Source organism: Marinobacterium sp. NO-S09 (genome assembly GCF_059179545.1).
In genome coordinates this window covers 281,526-298,074 of record NZ_CP168954.1, presented here as the reverse complement: position 1 = coordinate 298,074, position 16,549 = coordinate 281,526, and the positions used below count along the sequence as shown (strand labels likewise).

Sequence of the window (16,549 nt, the reverse complement as noted above, 5' to 3'; positions counted from 1 at the left end):
CGTGTAGTCCTGTTCAGAAGAGTTCTATGTCGCCTTCGTCCATGCTTTGCTGGGATACGGCACGGCGAGAGTCCAGCTCACGGGAGCGTTGCAGCAGGTCATTACAGGCTTTGCTGAATTGCTTCATGGTGTCGGCATCCAGTGAATCGGCGCTCTTGAGCTGTTGTGCCAGTTGCGCCAGTTCCTGCATGGCGTTGGTGTTGTTTTTCATGGCCTGCAGAATCTGGGTGCACATATCCTCGAACTGCAGTGAGCGAACCGCATCCTGGATCGCGACGGCCAGGGTCTGACCAATGTCAGACAGTTCATTAACCCCGCCACTGAGCTGGCTGTTAACGTCGGCCATGTTTTCCATCATGGCGGTCATCTGTTCCTTGGTGCTGATGGTGCCGCTCATGTCGTTGGAAGCCATCACAGACACGGACTCACGCAGATTATCGATGCTGCCCTTGGCGCCCTGGATATGTTCACGAATCTGCTGGTTAAGCTCAGAGGAACTGCGTGACAGGTTACGCACCTCGTCTGCCACCACGGCAAAGCCGCGTCCGGCTTCGCCGGCACGGGCGGCCTCGATGCTGGCATTGAGGGCCAGCAGGTTGGTCTGCTCGGCAATGCCCTCAACGCTTTCGATCAGCGTGAAGATACTTTCCAGTTGCTCCATCATGTCATCGATACGATGGACGATTTCCAGACTGTTGCGGCTGACATCGACGATAACCGAGACAAATTGGTCCAGGGTTTGCTCGGCCTTGCCCATGAACTGGGAGACGGAAAGGTGTTCGGTGCCGGCTTCGGACTCCTGTGAGCGGGACAGTACCTGCTCTACCAGTACGGTCTGACGGGTCGACAGGTCGTTCAGGTTCATGAAGCTGCCGCTTAACGTCTGTACGGCATCCTGAATCAGGGCTTCCAGTCGTGCCCGTTCCTGCTCAACCTGGCTGCTTTCCTGCTGCAGGTTCTGCTCCAGCTCTGTTAACAGTTTACGCAGTTCCTCTTCCTGCTCGTTGCTGGGGGACTCGTTGAGTTCTTCTACCTGTTGCTTGACCAGGTGCATCATGGTCAGGACCAGGACGAAAATGGCAGCCATGGCGCCCCAGCGAATCCAGTCGCTCCAGCCTAGCCACTCGGCCAGTGCCATGATCAGTACCAGCACCAGAACGGTGATGGCCTTGATGTTGATCCAATTCATAGAGAACTCCCGGCATAACAGTGTTTGAGCAGAGCGGAGGGAATCTGGTCCAGCGCCAGCGTCTGGCTGGCGCCACCCCGTTTGACCACCGCCCCGGGCATGCCCCAGACAAGGCTGGAGGCCTGATCTTGTACCAGCGTCAGCAGACCGGCCTTGTGGCCTGTTGTCATGGCGTCGGCACCATCTTCTCCCATGCCGGTGAGCATGACCAAGACGCTGTTAGTGGTGTCCAGGCGCAAGAGACCATTGAACATCACTTCCACAGAAGGCTTGTGACGGTTGACCGGCTCGCTGTCATCCAGCTGGACCCGCAGTTCACCGCCGATACGGACCGGCTGCAGATGCAAGCCACCTGGGGTGATATAGACCTGTCCCGGCAGCAGCTTTTCGCCCTGCTCCGCTTCCTTGACCGTCAGGCGGCAATTGCTGTTAAGGCGGCGGGCAAAGCGGGCGCTGAAACCGCCCGGGATATGCTGGGTGACAATAATAGGCGGCAGCTCTGGTGGCAGGGCTTGGAGCAAGTCGCGCAGGGCCTCGGTGCCGCCAGTAGAGGCACCGATGGCGATCAGGTTGCGGCTGAAATCGAAAGCAGGGCGCCCGGTCGTTTTAGTCTGGGCCTGTGGCGCCGTGCTCGGACGTTGTCGCGCTCGGGCGGTCAGGCGCTGGCCAAGGCCGGCTGCCGTCATGACTTTCTGTTGCAGCACCTGGGCAAAGTGCTCAAGGGAGCTGTCGGAGCTGTCGGCACCCGGTTTGGCGATGAAATCCACCGCGCCAGCCTCCAGTGCTTCCAGGGTAATATCGGCGCCCTCGTGGGTCAGCGATGACAGCATAATCACCGGCATGGGGTGCAAACGCATCAGGTTGCGCAAAAAGGTAACCCCATCCATACGGGGCATCTCGATATCCAGCGTAATGACATCCGGCTGCAGAGCCTTGATCTGCTGACGAGCCTCATAGGGGTCGGCAGCGGTTCCGACCACTTCAATGGTGCTTTGCTGCCCCAGCAGCTCACTGATCACATCACGTACGACCAGGGAGTCATCCACAATCAACACTCGTACCGGGCGGTTGGCGTTTGTTGGCATCAGAACAGCTCCACATCCTGGTGAATGGTTTGCTCACGCGACTGCTCACGATAGACACGCTCATCGCGCAGCAGCTGGTCGGCACCCTCGGCTTCCATCCGCTTGATCAGCATGCGGCCCTGATCAGGAAAATAGATCAGGCGCCGGGCCTGGCGGCCACCGACATCCTCAGCGCACAGATTCAGGCCCTCACGGACCAGATAATCGCGCACAAAGTGAACATTCTGTTCCCCCACCCGGTAGCCGCCGCTGAGCATGTCGGCACCGCCGGCCAGTTTGACCTCAAGAGTGTCACGGCGACAGCCCAGCTTGAGCAGGCTGTTAATCAGCTGTTCCATGGCAAAGGCACCATAGCTGGCGCTGCTGAGTCGGTTATTGCCCTCCATGGCATCCGGCAGCATGAAGTGGTTAATGCCGCCAATGCCGGTGTCCGGGTCACGAATACAGGCGGAGATACAGGAGCCCAGCACGGTAGAAATGCCCATGCTGGGCGGTGCGACATAGAACTCCCCCGGCTTTACCTTCACCACGAACCGTTGCCAGCGTTCCAGCCAAATCGGCATGAAATGTTCAAAACCGACAAACGGACGAGGTGCGCGGGAGGCATTCATATCAATGCACCTTCCGGTAAATGGTACTGCCGCTGAGACGCAAACGTTGCGTCAACCGGTAAGGTGATTCTGAGTGCCCGACCACCAGAGCACCTTCTGCATCCAGCAGATCGGCAAAACGGTCCAGTAATTGCGCCTGGGATTCGTTGTTGAAATAGATCATGACATTGCGGCAGAAAATCAGATCAAAGGGGCCTTTCAGTGGCAGAGGTCGCATCAGATTGATCTGGCGGAAGCTGATCAACTGCTGGATATGCGGTTTGATACGTACCCGTCCGGCATTGCTGCCGGTGCCGCGCAGAAAATGACGCGCCAGCCGTTTCGGGTCGAGTTTGGAGATGCGCTCCAGGGTGTAGATTCCATCGGCCGCAGTTTGCAGGACGCGTGAGTCGATGTCCGACGCCAGAATTCGCACATCCCATTCGGCCAGCTCGTTACCCAGGGCTTCTGCCAGGGTCATGGCGATGGAATAGGGTTCTTCGCCCATGGAACAGCCGGCTGACCAGATACGCAGCTTGCGCGTGCCACGGCTGCGGCACTGCTCCAGGAAGGGGCCGGCAAGAAAGTCGAAATGGTGCTGTTCGCGAAAGAAAGCGGTCAGGTTGGTGGTCATTGCGTTAATGAACTCACCGAACTCGTGAGGGTCGCTTTCCACACGTTTGGCATAGTCACTGAAACTGCTGAGCGACAGGGCTCGCAGCCGACCGACCAGACGGTTATACACCATGTCAATCTTGTGTTCGGCCAGCTCGATACCGGCATGATCATGTAATACACGCCGCACCCAGTCGAAATCCCGGCGGGTATAAGGAAACTCCCTGGTACGTCCCTGGCCAGCGATAGTCGCGGCCAGGGATACGGACTGTGTATCGGGTGCAGTATGCAAAGGGGTAGCCCTCTAGAACTCTTCCCACTCGTCCTGACTGCTGTTGGCGGTCATGACACCGAGCTTGCGCTGATTGGCTTCCGGTGCCTGTGTTTGGGCGGCCAGGTCGCGAATCCTGCTGACCTGGGGAGCAGCAGACGTCTGCTGCTGCTCGGCCTGATGTGCCGTATTGACGCGGAACGCATTGACCAGACGCTGCAGCTGACTGGCCTGCTCCTCCATGGATGCTGAGGCGGCAGCCACCTCTTCCACCAGAGCCGCATTTTGCTGGGTACCGGCATCCATACTGGAAACGGCAGTGTTTACCTGATCAATACCCTGCGCCTGTTCGATACCGGCCTTGGCAATCTGGGAAATGATATCGGAGACCTGGTTGATGGAGTCCATGATCCGTTTCAGAGCTTCGCCGGACTCGTCTACGTAGCGGGCACCCTCATCGACCTTGTTGACGCTGTCACCGATCAGTTCCTTGATCTCCTTGGCAGCGCCGGCACTGCGCTGGGCCAGGTTACGCACCTCGGAGGCAACCACGGCAAAGCCACGGCCCTGCTCGCCGGCCCGGGCTGCTTCCACGGCTGCGTTGAGCGCCAGCAGGTTGGTCTGGAAGGCGATCTCGTCGATGACGCCGATGATTTCGGAAATCTTGTTGGAGCTGGCGCTGATGGCACCCATGGAATCGACCACGCGGGTGGAGATATCGCCGCCCTGCTCGGCCAGGGTACGGGCCTCTTCCGCCAGGCGGCTGGCCTGCTGGGCGTTGTCTGCATTCTGTTTAACGGTGCTGGTCATCTGCTCCATGCTGGCGGCGGTTTCTTCCAGACTCGCTGCCTGGGATTCGGTGCGCTCGCTCAGTGTGGTGTTGCCGGTGGCGATCTCGGAGGCGCCCACGGCGATACTGGAGCCGGCGCGGCGAATCTCGTTCACCATGTTTTCCAGGCGGCCCAGCGAGGTGTTCAGCGAGTTGTTCAGTTCGGCGAATTCACCCTGATATTCACCCTGCATCTGCTGGGTCAGATCGCCTTCGGACAGTGCGGCCAGCACATGCTTGATATCGCGCAGCGGTTCAACCACCGCATCCAGCAGCGCGTTGACACCATTGGCTACAGTACGGGTAAAGTCGGCATAGCCTTCGGTATCGAGGCGAGTATCCAGTTGCCCCCGGGTGGCATTGGCGATCAGCTCTTCGATCTCGTTCTCGGCACGCAGCTGTTCGGTGATGTCCTGCCATTCCACAACAGTGCCCAGGCGGTTACCTTCATCATCGATTACCGGGTTGGCAACCAGATCAAAGCTGCGACCACCGACCCTGATGCGACTGCTGAACGTATCCTGCAAGGATTCCAGCAGGCGGCGCTGGTGTTCCGGGTTCTTGTGGAACACGTCGATATTGGCACCCTGCAGCTCACTGACGGAAAAGTTCGGCAGATCCTTGCGCAGATCCTGCTCGGCGTTGCGCATCATGTTGAGCACAGACTCGTTCAGGTAGATGATCTCGCCATTATTGGATGCAACCATCACGTTGGAAGAGACATTATCCAGTGCTACCTTGATGCGCTGAGCACTGCGTTGCTGGGTGCGTGCATCATTGACGTCGAAGCCGAGCTTGATTGCCAGGCTCTTGGTCATGCGCAGCAGTTCACCGCCCTCGCCCGGTACGTCGAAGGGAATATCCTGGTAGTAATCGCCTTCGGCGACGCGTTTCATGCGATCGATGGCTTCCCGCATGGGCTCCAGTGCCAGCGTTTTCAGCGTCTTGCTGGTACCCATCATGAGCATCAGCATACCTATGGCCGGGCCGAGGGCGACCAGCGCCGGGTTGACCGGCGCAAACCAGAACGCCAGCGCCAGCAGGACGGCGACCACCACCGCGAGGGTCGTGGTTTTGCTCATGGCGGCTTCCAGGTTGCGGGCCGGGATCGAGCTGAGTGGCGGCAGGCCGGCTTCGCCCTTGTTCATGCGACGGTAGAGCGACTCGGCCGCATCAATTTCGTCCTGATCGGGGCGCACGCGCACGGACATGTACTCCACCACCTCACCATCGCGATAAATCGGGGTGACATTGGCGCGCACCCAGTAGAAATCGCCATTCTTGCAGCGGTTTTTCACCAGACGCGACCAGGGACGACCGTCCTTGAGGTGGTCCCACAGGTCCTTGAACGCTGCCGGCGGCATATCCGGGTGGCGCACAACGTTGTGATTGGATCCCACCAGTTCCTGACGGCTGAAGCCGCTGACTTCGACAAAGGCGGGGTTGGTAAACGTAATGGTCCCTTTAAGGTCGGTAATGGTTACCAGTTCCTGACCATCCCTGAGTTTGACTTCGTTATCGGTCACCGGCAGGTTCTTCTTCATGGTCGTGTCTCTTTGTCGTTTTATTCGTCTTCAGTCGTTACATCGTCCAGAGCCAGCTCATCAGCACTGAGCAGGTGGTCCAGATCCAGCATAACGATCATGCGTTCATTTACAGTTGCCAGGCCGGCAATGAAATCCGGTCGGATCGCAGTGTCGAGGCGCGGGGCCGGACGGATCTGGTCAGCGCTGATGTGATAGGTTTCGGCCACCGCATCCACTACCAGACCGATTACGCGCTCCTGATCTTCCTGCATGGCACGTACCACGACCACCACCGTCGTGGGCCCGTACGGCAGCGTCGGGAACCCGAAGCGCTCACGTAGGTCGACAACGGGAACGATGGCACCGCGCAGGTTGAGCACACCCTTGATGTAGGACGGGCTGGCCGGCAAGCGGGTCACCGGTGTCCAGCCTCGTACTTCCTGCACGCGCAGGATGTCGACGCCGTATTCTTCCTCGTCCAGCATGAAGCTCAGGTACTGTTCGCCGCTGAGCAGTTCTCCGGATGTGTGTTCGCTTGCCATGTCAGGCTTGTGCCTCTTGTTGTTCGTTTTTCTGTCGTGCGATCAGTGCCGTATCGGCGTCCACATTGCGGCTGATCAGGCCGGCGATATCCAGAATCAGGGCCACGCTGCCGTCACCCAGAATGGTAGCACCGGAGAGCCCCTGCACCCGGCGATAGTTCTGCTCCAGGCTTTTGATGACGGTCTGTTGCTGCCCCATCAGTTCGTCGACGACCAGGCCGGCTTTCTGACCGCCGCTTTCCACTACCACGACGATACAGCCCGGCTGCAAGGGTTGTTCTTGCGCCAGACCAAAAGCACTGGTCAGGCGGAGCAATGGCAGGTACTCATCGCGGAAGTGCAGCAGGCAGCGGTTACCGGCCAGGGACACCAGCATTGCTTGTGTCGCCTGCAGGGTTTCCACGATGGAGATTAAAGGGATCACGTAGGGGTCCTGATCCAGCCGCACCAGCTGGCCATCCATAATGGCCAGAGTCAGTGGCAGACGGATGGTGAAACAGGAGCCCACTCCGGGGTTGGAGAGCAGTTCGATACTGCCGCCCAGGGATTCGATATTACGCCGTACCACATCCATGCCGACACCGCGGCCAGACAGGTCACTGACCTGCTCGGCAGTCGAAAAGCCGGGCAGGAATATGAGCTCATCGACTTCCTGGTCGGACAGCTGAGCCTGAGCGTCGATCAAACCACGCTCAATGGCCTTGCTGCGGATACGATCGCGGTTGAGCCCACGGCCATCATCGCGAATTTCAATCAGGATGCTGCCGCCTTGTTGAAAGGCTGTGAGCCAGAGGTGGCCGGTCGCGCTTTTGCCGGCGGCCTGGCGCTCGTTAGGGCCTTCCAGCCCGTGATCCAGGCCGTTGCGAACCAGGTGCACCAGCGGGTCGCCGATCTTCTCCAGTACGGTCTTGTCCAGCTCGGTGTGCTCACCTTCCAGGTGCAGTTCAACCTGCTTGCCCAGCTGCTGGCTGACGTCGTGGGCCAGACGCGGAAACCGGTTGAATACGAAGCTGATCGGCAGCATGCGAATACGCATGACGTCTTCCTGCAGCTCGCGGGTATTGCGCTCCAGCTGCAGCAGACCCTTTTGCAGTTCCTCCAGCGCCGGATGATCCAGCTCCTCCAGCGCCTGGCTGACTTCCAGCAGCATGGCCTGGGTAATCACCAGCTCGCCAACACGGTCGACCAGTGAATCGACCTTGCCGGTATCGACACGGATGGAGGATTCCCGCGCCGCAGGCTTGGCTTTTGCTGTTGCAGTAGGGCGTGGAGCTGGCGCTGCCTGAGGTGCGGGTGAGGGTTCTGCTGTGATTGGCTCGGCGGCAGTTTCAGCAACTGCTTCGGTGGCCTTTTCTTCGTACTCGGGAGTGGTCGGGGCAAGCGGCTGGATCTTAAGCTTGACCTCATCCTCTACCCATTCGAATAATTCGCGAATGGCGGTTTCGTCACACTCACTGTAGAGCGTCAGGGACCAGTCCAGATAAAGCGCTGAAGGGTCGAGAAGGGCCAAATCGGGCAAACGCTCGAAATCGGCACGAACATCCAGTCGGCCCAGTTCTGCCAGAGAGGCGAACAGCAATAGCGGATCGTTGCCGGTGTGCAGCAGGTCTTCGCCGGGGTGCAGACGGATCTGCCAGCCTGACGCTGTGTCTGTCGCGGCATAGACATCATCTGTGCCAGCGCGATAAACCTCCAGCTCGACATCGTCCTCAACCCACTCGAACACTTCGCGGATATCCGCTTCACTGCAGTCGGCGTCCAGCTTTAGCTGCCAGTGAAGGTAGAGCTGTTCCGGGTCCAGATCTGTCAGGGCCGGCAGCGTATCTTGCAGCACCTGTGCCTGTAACGGGCCCAGATCAGCCAGTGCCTGAAACAGGAATAACGGATCGTTGCCGGTAGTGAGCAGACTCGGGTCAGCCTTGAAGCTGATCTGCCAGATGGCTGAGCCGGCGTTGAGGTCGTCTGCTTGCGTCGCATCCTGAGCTGTGGGTTCTCTATCCTCATCCTCTTCACCCGAATCTGAGGCGGTAGGTGATGATTCGGTCTGTGCCTGTGCCAGCGCACTTGCCAGCGCTTGTGCCTCGGGGGGCAGTTCGTTATCGCCGGCGGCGGCACGGTCGAGCAGGTCGCGGATAATATCGACGGATTGCAGCAGCAATTGGGTGCGTGCCGATGTAACCTCAACGCTGCCGTTGCGCATGGCATCCAGCAGGGTTTCCGCTTCGTGGGTGAACTCGGCCACGCCAGTGAAACCAAAGGTGCCGGCACCGCCTTTGATGGAGTGGGCGGCGCGGAACACTTCGTTGATGGTCTCGTTATCACCCGGGGTTAACGCCAGCAGCGAGGTCTCCATGACTTGGAGGCCCTCGTGACTCTCTTCCAGAAAACCCGGGATGAACTGCGACAGGTCGACACTCATCGAAAGACTCCAGTCGGTGTCAACGGATGACGCGCTTGATCGTGCTGAGCAGAGTATCCGGGTTGAATGGTTTAACCAGCCATCCGGTGGCGCCCGCGGCCTTGCCGCGTTGCTTCATCTCGGCTGAACTTTCGGTGGTCAGGATCAGGATAGGCGTGAATTTGAAGGCAGGCTTCTTGCGCAGTTCACCGCAGAGGGTTACGCCATCCATCTGTGGCATGTTGACATCGGTCAGCACCAGATTGTAATTGCCGGCATCTGCCTTGGTCAGTGCTTCCTGACCATTGGCGGCTTCGGTTACCTGGTGTCCCTCTTTCTTGAGTGTAAAAGCAACCATGCTGCGCAGGGAAGCGGAGTCGTCGACAACGAGAATGTGGGCCATGTCATTTCCTCATGCAGGTTCGAGATTCAGCGGCTCCGTGACACCGAGAACCTTGGCAAAGTCTTGGAGTTCGGACGAGGTCGACTCCCAGTTAATTGTGCTTCCCTGCTTTTCAGCCTCGACGGCGACCGCCAGCAATAGTTGCAGGCCGGCAGTATCGATATCCTTTAATGGACTGGCATCCAGCGGTGGCAGTCCTCCGTTCGCAAGCAGCGCCACAAAGCGCTCTTTCCATTCGGCAACATTCTGTATAACAAGTGAATCGGGCAATTGAAGTGTGGAATCAGCCATTGGAAAATCCCTGAAAGCGAACTCTAGTTAATCAAAGCATGTCTTTATGCATGTCGCAATGACGACATTTGAGACTTTAGTTCATGTTTTGCCGTTCACTTCACTCTAGCTGAGTATTTCGATACTGTCATAAGAAAGTTACAGCTCTGATTAGGGAATGAATGGCTTCAGGCCGTATACAGGGCGCCACTATAATCTCGGCATGCCCGTGTCGGGTTGATGCGGCGCAAACAACAGACGAAACGCTCGAGGTTTGTGCGCATATCAGACAGGCTGGGTACTTTTCTGGTCGTTGTGTTGCTGGGTGAAGCGCAAAAACTCCTCAGCTGGCAAGGGCTTGCTGAGATAAAAGCCCTGCATTTCATGGCAACCCAGTTCGCGCAGGAAATCCATCTCCTCTTTCTGCTCAACCCCTTCTGCTATAACTTTCATATCCATACTGGCAGCAATGCCCAGAATTGCCTTAACGATGCCCTGGTCCGCAGTGCTGTTAAGCAGGTTGCAGATAAAGACACGGTCGATCTTGATGTAGTCCACAGCAAATTTCTGCATGTACTCAAGCGACGAATAGCCTGTACCGAAGTCATCGATGGCAATGCTGCAGCCCAGTGCCTTAAGGGACTTCACCATGCCCATGGCATTGCCGGGATTATCCATGGCGCTGCTTTCGGTGATCTCGATATCCATTGACTCGGCCGCTACCCCGGCCGCAGCCAACATCCGCTCGAGGCGGTTGGCGAAATAGGTATCATTGAACTGTCGGGCTGACATGTTGAAGCCCAGGCGCAGCTGCAGGCCTTCGGCTTGCCAGCGCGCCTGCTGTTGTACGGCTTCTTCTGCAACCCAACTGCCCAGGTTGTGAATCAGCTCCATTTCTTCAACCAGCGGGATAAATTCACCGGGCGATACCAGCCCCATAACGGGGTGACGCCAGCGGATCAGTGCTTCGGCGCCAATGATGCGGTTTGTGGCCAGCTCCAGTTGGGGTTGATAGAACAGCTCAAATTCGTCACGGGAGATGGCGTGCCTGAGCTCGGCTTCCAGGTACAGCTGACGGGCATAGTCCTGCTGGCAGCTCTGATCAAACACCTGATAGCAGCTGCCGCCACGCCGTTTGGCGACCAGGCGTGCCTGCAGGGAAGCGCTGAGGAGTGAATGTGCATTGTCACCATGGTTGGGGCTGAGAGATACCCCCACGCTGGTTTCGATAAACACCGGCTGGCCTGCCAGTTCATAGGGCTCACTCAGGCGTTTCTGCATGGCCGTCAGCCAATCATGCAGTTCGTCCTCGCCTTCCAGCTCTTCCACCAGAATACCGAATTCGTCCCCACCCAGGCGAGACAAGGCATAGAAACCATGGGTCAGCGCATGCAGCCGCAGCGAAAACAGTTGCAGCAGGTTGTCGCCTTCATCCTGCCCGAACGAATCGTTGATCATGTGGAAGCGGTCGATATCGATGGTGATGACGGCGCAGCGTTGCTGCTGTGCCAGACTGTTATCCAGCAGGCGGAAAAACTGGGTGCGATTAACCAGATGGGTCAGGGTATCGTGTGACTTCTGAAACTCGATAGTGGCCTTGGCCTGGTAACTGTCGGTGATATCCTGCAGCACCACCAGAATCTGTTTGTCACGGGTTGAGCGTGCCATCGCCCTGACATGGAAACACCCGGCCTCTGTTGTAAACGCATGCTCGAAGACGGCTTTGTCCAGTTGCCCGGCGGCGACCTGATCAAGCTGTATGCTGATGTCATTTCTGTCCTGCGAAGGCAGCATATTGAGGTAGGTTGAGAGGCCTGCTTCCTCGATACTGTTCGGCAGCCCGAACACCTTCTTCAGACCGGATGACCAATGCACATTGTTAAACGTCGGACACCACTCAAAATAGCCCAGGCGAGCGATTTCTTGCGCCTCGGACTGTATTATCTTGATGCGCTCAAGGTCTACCCTGAGTGTATGGGTGCGCAGGGAGTAGCGCACACGGCGAATCAGCAGGGGCCAGTTGATCGGTTTGGTAATAAAGTCGGTGGCGCCTTTGGCGAACGCGCTATCGATGGAGGACACATCTTCAATACCGGTGAGCATGATGATCGGGACTCTGGTATCCCGTGCGCGAATGGCTTCACAGACCTCGAAACCGCTGACACCGGGCATGATGACATCCAGCAGAATCAGGCTGGGCATCTGCTCGGCAATGGCCTCCACTGCCTGCTCGCCATTGCTGGCCTGGACTACCTCGTATCCTTCCTTGCTCAGGAGCTTGGCCAGAGTCAGGCGGGTGGCAGCATCGTCGTCTACAACCAGAATACGTTCAACAGGGGCTTCAACACGCATTTCGGTAGGCATCAACTCTCCAGAGTCTCATTATCAGTATAGATGGCCAGTGCCTGGGTTAAACGTTCGGTGGCCTGAATCAGCTTTGACAAGTCCGGCTCCAGCTCGGCTATAGCGCCTGTTTTAGCTGCCGCTTCAATCTTGCGCGCACGATCGGAAACCTCCAGACCTCCCACGTTTGCGGCGCTGCTTTTCAACGTGTGGCTGGCCATGAACAGAGCGTCTCTGTCTTCATGCTCCAATGCCTGTCTCAGCTGTGTTATCAGGGGGGGAAGTTGCTCCATGAAGGGCACAATAATCGTGTCGATTTCCCCATCCAACAGCAGTTTCAGTTCATCCAGCGTCTTTTTATGCAACACCGGAAAGTCGCTTTCCGCCTCGCGACTGGCCAGCATATCACCGGTTGACTGGTTGGGCTGCTGTACCCTGCTGGAGGCGCGTGTTTTCGTGTGCTGTAGCAATAACTGATACAGCGTTTCGGGCTGGAAGGGCTTGCCGATCTTGTCATCCATGCCAGTGGCCCGGCAGTCGGCTAGGTTCTGCTCCGAACTGAAGGCGGTCATGGCAATGATCGGTGTGGTGCCACAACCCTGTTCCCGTTCCCAGTGACGTATGGCCTGAGTGGCTTCAAGACCATCCATCACCGGCATCTGGCAATCCATCAAAACCAGGTCAAATGGTTGCTGACAGAATAGTTCGAGGGCTTTGGCACCATTCTCGGCCGATACGACGGTACAGCCGAACTTCTCCAGATGGGCAGAGGCCACCTGGCGATTCACCTGATTGTCTTCCGCCAGCAGAATGCGAAGGCCTTCCGGGATGGCTGACTGTTCGAGTGTATCTGGCGCAGGTGCGCTGGTAGGCGCTTGAGCAGGACCCAGGAGCACCTGCTCCAGTGCATCATGCAGTTCACGACGGCCAATGGGCTTGGGCAGCAGGCGGTCGAAACCGGCCAATCTGGCTTTATCCCTCAGGCCGCGGCCTGTGTAAGACGTGATTAACAACAGCTTTAGATCGCCAAGTTGCGCATTGGCATGTATCTGTCGGGCCAGCTCCACACCATCCATATCCGGCATCATCATATCGCTTAGAACACAGTCGAAAGCCTTGCCCTGCTCGGCAGCCTGCTCCAGTTTGGCCAGTGCGCTGACGCCACTGTCGGCACTTTGATGGTAGATGCCCCAGGCGTCGCAGAAGCGCTGCAGAATAACCCTGTTGGTGACCTTGTCATCCACAATCAGCGCACGCAGGCCGCGCAAGTCCTCGTTGGGGACGAAAAGCGCCTCGGGTTCCAGGGCTGGTTTCAGGCGTGCCGAAAAGTGGAAGGTGCTGCCCTGGCCCAGCGTCGACTCAAGCCAGATCTGGCCACCCATGCGTGTGGCAATCCTTCGGCTTAGCGTCAGGCCCAGGCCGGTACCGCCATAACGCCGGGTGGTGGAGCCATCCGCTTGGGTAAAGCCCTCAAAAATCCGCTCCTGGGCGTCTGCGGCAATGCCGATACCGGTATCCCGAATACCGATGTGCAGGCGCCAGCTCTGATCGGCTTCCTGAGTAACATCGGCCGACAGTGTGATCTCACCCTGTTCGGTAAATTTGATGGCGTTACCCAGCAGATTGGTAATGACCTGGCGCAGGCGGGTCGGGTCGCCATTGGCATACTCGGGCACGCTGTCATCAATCAATGCTGCGATCTCAAGTCCCTTACCCTGTGCCTGAGGGGCGAAGAGTTTGGTGGTTTCTTCCAGGGTTTCGCGCAGGTTGAAATCCAGGTTTTCCAGTTCCATCTTGCCGGCCTCGACCTTGGACAGGTCGAGAATGCTGTTGAGCAGCGCGAGCAGGGTTTGGCCGGAGCTGTTGGCAATGCGGATATAGTCTTTCTGCTCCGGCGGCAGGTCGGCATCCAGTACCAGTTCCAGCATGCCCAGAATGCCATTCATGGGGGTACGTATCTCGTGGCTCATGTTGGCCAGAAATTCGGATTTGGCCTGGGTGCTTTGCAGCGCTTCCTGGCGTGCCTGCACCAGTTGTGATTCATACTTCTTACGCAGGGTGATATCGCGAAAGATGGTAATGGAACCGGTGTCTTCTTCATCAACTCTGAGCTGGGCGCTGGTCACCTGGATCGGGACCAGTTCATGGTCACTAAAGCGGCGGAAATATTCATCCTCGCTGGAATAGACCTGGCCCTTGGCTGTGGTGGTGCGGATGGGGCACTGTTCGATTGGCACCGGTTTGCCATTATCGCCGTAATGGACATGGAAGAGGTCGTGGGCGATCTGGTCCAGGGCTTCCTCTTCACTGATACCGAGGGTGCGCTGAGCAGCGGGGTTGATGAAGGTGATACGACCATCGGTGTCCTGTACAAACAAACCTTCCGCCATGCGTTCAGTGATCGCCTGCAACTTGTTGCGCTCGTTCAGAGTACTGCGTGCGCTTTGCTCCTTGCGGTAAAACAACAGGGCCAGGCCAGCCAGCATAATTACCATCAAAAACTGCAACCAGCGGCCTCGGAAATACAACGCTTCGAGTTCGGGCACCTGGGTGGCGGTAATGATGTAGGCCTGTGTTGTACCGGACAGATCGGCTACAGGTAAAAACAGAACAGCATATAGAACCCCGGCAACATCGTGGGTTATCCCGAAAGGCTCCCCGGAGCTCATGCCGCCATGAATGTCGGCATGATGGTGGCTGAGTGCTCGCTCCAGGTCGGCCTGGAGCGGAGGAGTGGGCGCTGGGTGGCCCATACGTGCACCTGTATCCTCAACCACAAAGTCGTCATTCAGCGCCAGGGGAAAGTAGATCGACTGCTGGCTAGGGCTCAGTTTCGCAAATACGGTGTCACGCTTGAGAGCAAATATGAAAAAATCGTTTTCCACCAGCGTATCCAGCTCCTGCTCCAGTGTGCTGAAGGGCACGCTTAATTCCACGCTGCCCAGATGTTGGTCAGCGTCAAACAGGGGATAGACGAAACGAAAACCATGAAACAGGCGACCCATCTCAAAACTTTCTACCTCTGTTTGCCCGGTATTGGCCAGTTTGACTGAGGGGCGGATATCAAAAAGCTCGTCATCGTAATTCAGAGGGCTGTGAAAGCGCAGCAGGGTTTTACCCTCTGCAGTATGAAAATGAAACTGGCGAAACCCCTGTTGTTGCAGGCTGAGGTACAGAGGGTGAAGCTGGCGAAACAGCAGACCCCTGGCGATATCCCGGGCGTCACCACTTGATTCCGTCACCCTGCGTATCAATGAGGTTACTGATGGCTGATTGATGTGTTCTGCAAACAGGGTATTCGCCAGGCGCTCCTGGGCTCTCAGCGTGGCTGTGTAGGCGACATGTTCATTGCTGAGACGAACCTCGAGTTGTTCAGCCTGTTCGTCTTCCAGCAGCATTTCAGTTACGGCAAGCCCCAGTACGCTGGCCAGAATAAAGCCACCTATGGAGAGTGCGGCAAGGTGTTTAATCATGCGTGTGCACCTCGCTCAGCAGATCAGTCCTGATCTGCTGCCACTGTGCTGCGATGGATTCGTAAGGCGACAGTTCAACAGGCGTAGCGCCGTAACGCAGGTTGTGACTCCAGCTCTGGACGGTGCGGCGATCTGTTTCGCTGCTTAAGGGTTGCAGTGCCAGCAAACGGCTGCGAATCCTGTCCGCTGTCTCGGCCGGAAGCGTGTGGCGGTTGGCGACCAGCAGGAAACCGGGTACCGGCGCGGTTTGATCGATCACGCGTAATCCCAAATGTTGATAGCGTTGGGCAATCCGGGTTTTCATGCTGCCCAGGTCAAACTGTCCCAGAATCACTTTCAGCGCAACTTGCTCATGGCTGCCGGTAAAAGAGTATTGGATATCGGTATCTTCCAGGCTTTTGCCAAGGCGGCTGAAATAGGTCTCCATGGCCAGATAACCGCAGGTAGAAAGGGGCTGCGTCAGGGCAACCTTGCGGGATGAGTTGTGGTGTTCCGGTGGGCCAAGAAACTTGACGATGGCGCAGGTGTATTGGCTATTGCCCTGTTGGTCCAACAGCTGGACCAGGGGCTCTACCGCATCGCTTTGCTGGCGTAAAACCACATAGGGTAGCGGCCCCAGATAGGCCAGATCGATTTCGCCTGCCGTGAATGTGTCCAGCAAACCCTGATAGCTGGCGAAATAGCTCAATTCAAAGGTTTCACCTGTCTCCTGTTCCAGATAGCTCAAAAAAGGCAGGTAGTTGCGTGTCATCTGCGCCTCACTGGCCATGGGAATGGGAGCAAAACGGTATGGGCGCTCCTGAGATGGCTGCGCGATGGCCTGTAATGCACAGAGGGAGATGATGAAGCTGAAGCAGCTGAGCAGGTGTCGCATCACAGGTCCCCGCGCATGGTTAAGGGCTTGAAACGAAAAGGGTGTTGCGCGCTTTTGCCTTATATTAGTGCATTATGGAAAAGCGCGGGCTTATTTGTACGTGTATTCTATATAGTGTGTGACATTTATACAAAATAAAGT

General features: G+C 57.3%; 12 protein-coding genes. All 12 read right to left on the bottom strand.

Going from position 1 to position 16,549, the window contains the following annotated elements; all coding sequences use genetic code 11:
* Positions 1 to 13: 13 nt before the first annotated feature.
* The 12 genes from O3C79_RS01530 to O3C79_RS01475 all read right to left on the bottom strand — a co-directional run bounded on the left by O3C79_RS01530 (position 14) and on the right by O3C79_RS01475 (position 16,408).
* Entirely contained in the window at positions 14 to 1,189 is a 1,176-nt protein-coding gene (locus O3C79_RS01530; protein ID WP_494384547.1) for a methyl-accepting chemotaxis protein, read from the bottom strand.
* Entirely contained in the window at positions 1,186 to 2,274 is a 1,089-nt protein-coding gene (locus tag O3C79_RS01525) for a protein-glutamate methylesterase/protein-glutamine glutaminase (RefSeq protein ID WP_494384546.1), read from the bottom strand. Before O3C79_RS01525 ends, O3C79_RS01530 begins: the two co-directional genes overlap by 4 nt.
* Complete coding sequence (locus O3C79_RS01520) at positions 2,274 to 2,885, bottom strand: chemotaxis protein CheD (RefSeq protein ID WP_494384545.1); 612 nt, start codon at positions 2,883 to 2,885, stop codon at positions 2,274 to 2,276. The genes O3C79_RS01525 and O3C79_RS01520 overlap by 1 nt, the downstream gene beginning before the upstream one ends.
* Position 2,886: 1 nt before the next feature.
* Entirely contained in the window at positions 2,887 to 3,771 is an 885-nt protein-coding gene (locus O3C79_RS01515) for a CheR family methyltransferase (protein WP_494384544.1), read from the bottom strand.
* Between the two features lie 12 nt (positions 3,772 to 3,783).
* Positions 3,784 to 6,123 (bottom strand): methyl-accepting chemotaxis protein, encoded by a 2,340-nt coding sequence (locus O3C79_RS01510; protein WP_494384543.1) that lies wholly within the window; start codon positions 6,121 to 6,123, stop codon positions 3,784 to 3,786.
* Between the two features lie 20 nt (positions 6,124 to 6,143).
* Positions 6,144 to 6,647 (bottom strand): chemotaxis protein CheW, encoded by a 504-nt coding sequence (locus tag O3C79_RS01505; RefSeq protein WP_010324424.1) that lies wholly within the window; start codon positions 6,645 to 6,647, stop codon positions 6,144 to 6,146.
* A gap of 1 nt (position 6,648) precedes the next feature.
* A complete protein-coding gene (locus O3C79_RS01500; protein ID WP_494384542.1) occupies positions 6,649 to 9,066 on the bottom strand; it encodes a chemotaxis protein CheW in 2,418 nt (805 codons plus the stop codon).
* A 19-nt stretch (positions 9,067 to 9,085) separates the two neighbouring features.
* On the bottom strand, positions 9,086 to 9,448 hold the full coding sequence (locus O3C79_RS01495; RefSeq protein ID WP_010324422.1) for a response regulator: 363 nt from the start codon (positions 9,446 to 9,448) through the stop codon (positions 9,086 to 9,088).
* 9 nt (positions 9,449 to 9,457) lie between these two features.
* Complete coding sequence (locus tag O3C79_RS01490) at positions 9,458 to 9,739, bottom strand: STAS domain-containing protein (protein ID WP_494384541.1); 282 nt, start codon at positions 9,737 to 9,739, stop codon at positions 9,458 to 9,460.
* Between the two features lie 264 nt (positions 9,740 to 10,003).
* On the bottom strand, positions 10,004 to 12,082 hold the full coding sequence (locus O3C79_RS01485; protein WP_494384540.1) for a putative bifunctional diguanylate cyclase/phosphodiesterase: 2,079 nt from the start codon (positions 12,080 to 12,082) through the stop codon (positions 10,004 to 10,006).
* Positions 12,082 to 15,534, bottom strand: coding sequence for a response regulator (locus tag O3C79_RS01480; RefSeq protein ID WP_494384539.1), 3,453 nt, complete (start codon positions 15,532 to 15,534; stop codon positions 12,082 to 12,084). The genes O3C79_RS01485 and O3C79_RS01480 overlap by 1 nt, the downstream gene beginning before the upstream one ends.
* Positions 15,527 to 16,408: a PhnD/SsuA/transferrin family substrate-binding protein gene (locus O3C79_RS01475; RefSeq protein WP_494384538.1), complete on the bottom strand. Its 882-nt coding sequence runs from the start codon at positions 16,406 to 16,408 to the stop codon at positions 15,527 to 15,529. The genes O3C79_RS01480 and O3C79_RS01475 overlap by 8 nt, the downstream gene beginning before the upstream one ends.
* Between the last annotated feature and the right edge of the window lie 141 nt (positions 16,409 to 16,549).

What these genes read in the sequence shown, in the direction of transcription:
- O3C79_RS01505 (WP_010324424.1), bottom strand. Translation starts at nt 6,647, where the DNA reads ATGGCAAGCGAACACACATCCGGAGAACTGCTCAGCGGCGAACAGTAC.
- O3C79_RS01525 (WP_494384546.1), bottom strand. Translation starts at nt 2,274, where the DNA reads ATGCCAACAAACGCCAACCGCCCGGTACGAGTGTTGATTGTGGATGAC.
- O3C79_RS01530 (WP_494384547.1), bottom strand. Translation starts at nt 1,189, where the DNA reads ATGAATTGGATCAACATCAAGGCCATCACCGTTCTGGTGCTGGTACTG.
- O3C79_RS01495 (WP_010324422.1), bottom strand. Translation starts at nt 9,448, where the DNA reads ATGGCCCACATTCTCGTTGTCGACGACTCCGCTTCCCTGCGCAGCATG.
- O3C79_RS01510 (WP_494384543.1), bottom strand. Translation starts at nt 6,123, where the DNA reads ATGAAGAAGAACCTGCCGGTGACCGATAACGAAGTCAAACTCAGGGAT.
- O3C79_RS01490 (WP_494384541.1), bottom strand. Translation starts at nt 9,739, where the DNA reads ATGGCTGATTCCACACTTCAATTGCCCGATTCACTTGTTATACAGAAT.
- O3C79_RS01520 (WP_494384545.1), bottom strand. Translation starts at nt 2,885, where the DNA reads ATGAATGCCTCCCGCGCACCTCGTCCGTTTGTCGGTTTTGAACATTTC.
- O3C79_RS01475 (WP_494384538.1), bottom strand. Translation starts at nt 16,408, where the DNA reads ATGCGACACCTGCTCAGCTGCTTCAGCTTCATCATCTCCCTCTGTGCA.
- O3C79_RS01485 (WP_494384540.1), bottom strand. Translation starts at nt 12,082, where the DNA reads ATGCCTACCGAAATGCGTGTTGAAGCCCCTGTTGAACGTATTCTGGTT.
- O3C79_RS01500 (WP_494384542.1), bottom strand. Translation starts at nt 9,066, where the DNA reads ATGAGTGTCGACCTGTCGCAGTTCATCCCGGGTTTTCTGGAAGAGAGT.
- O3C79_RS01480 (WP_494384539.1), bottom strand. Translation starts at nt 15,534, where the DNA reads ATGATTAAACACCTTGCCGCACTCTCCATAGGTGGCTTTATTCTGGCC.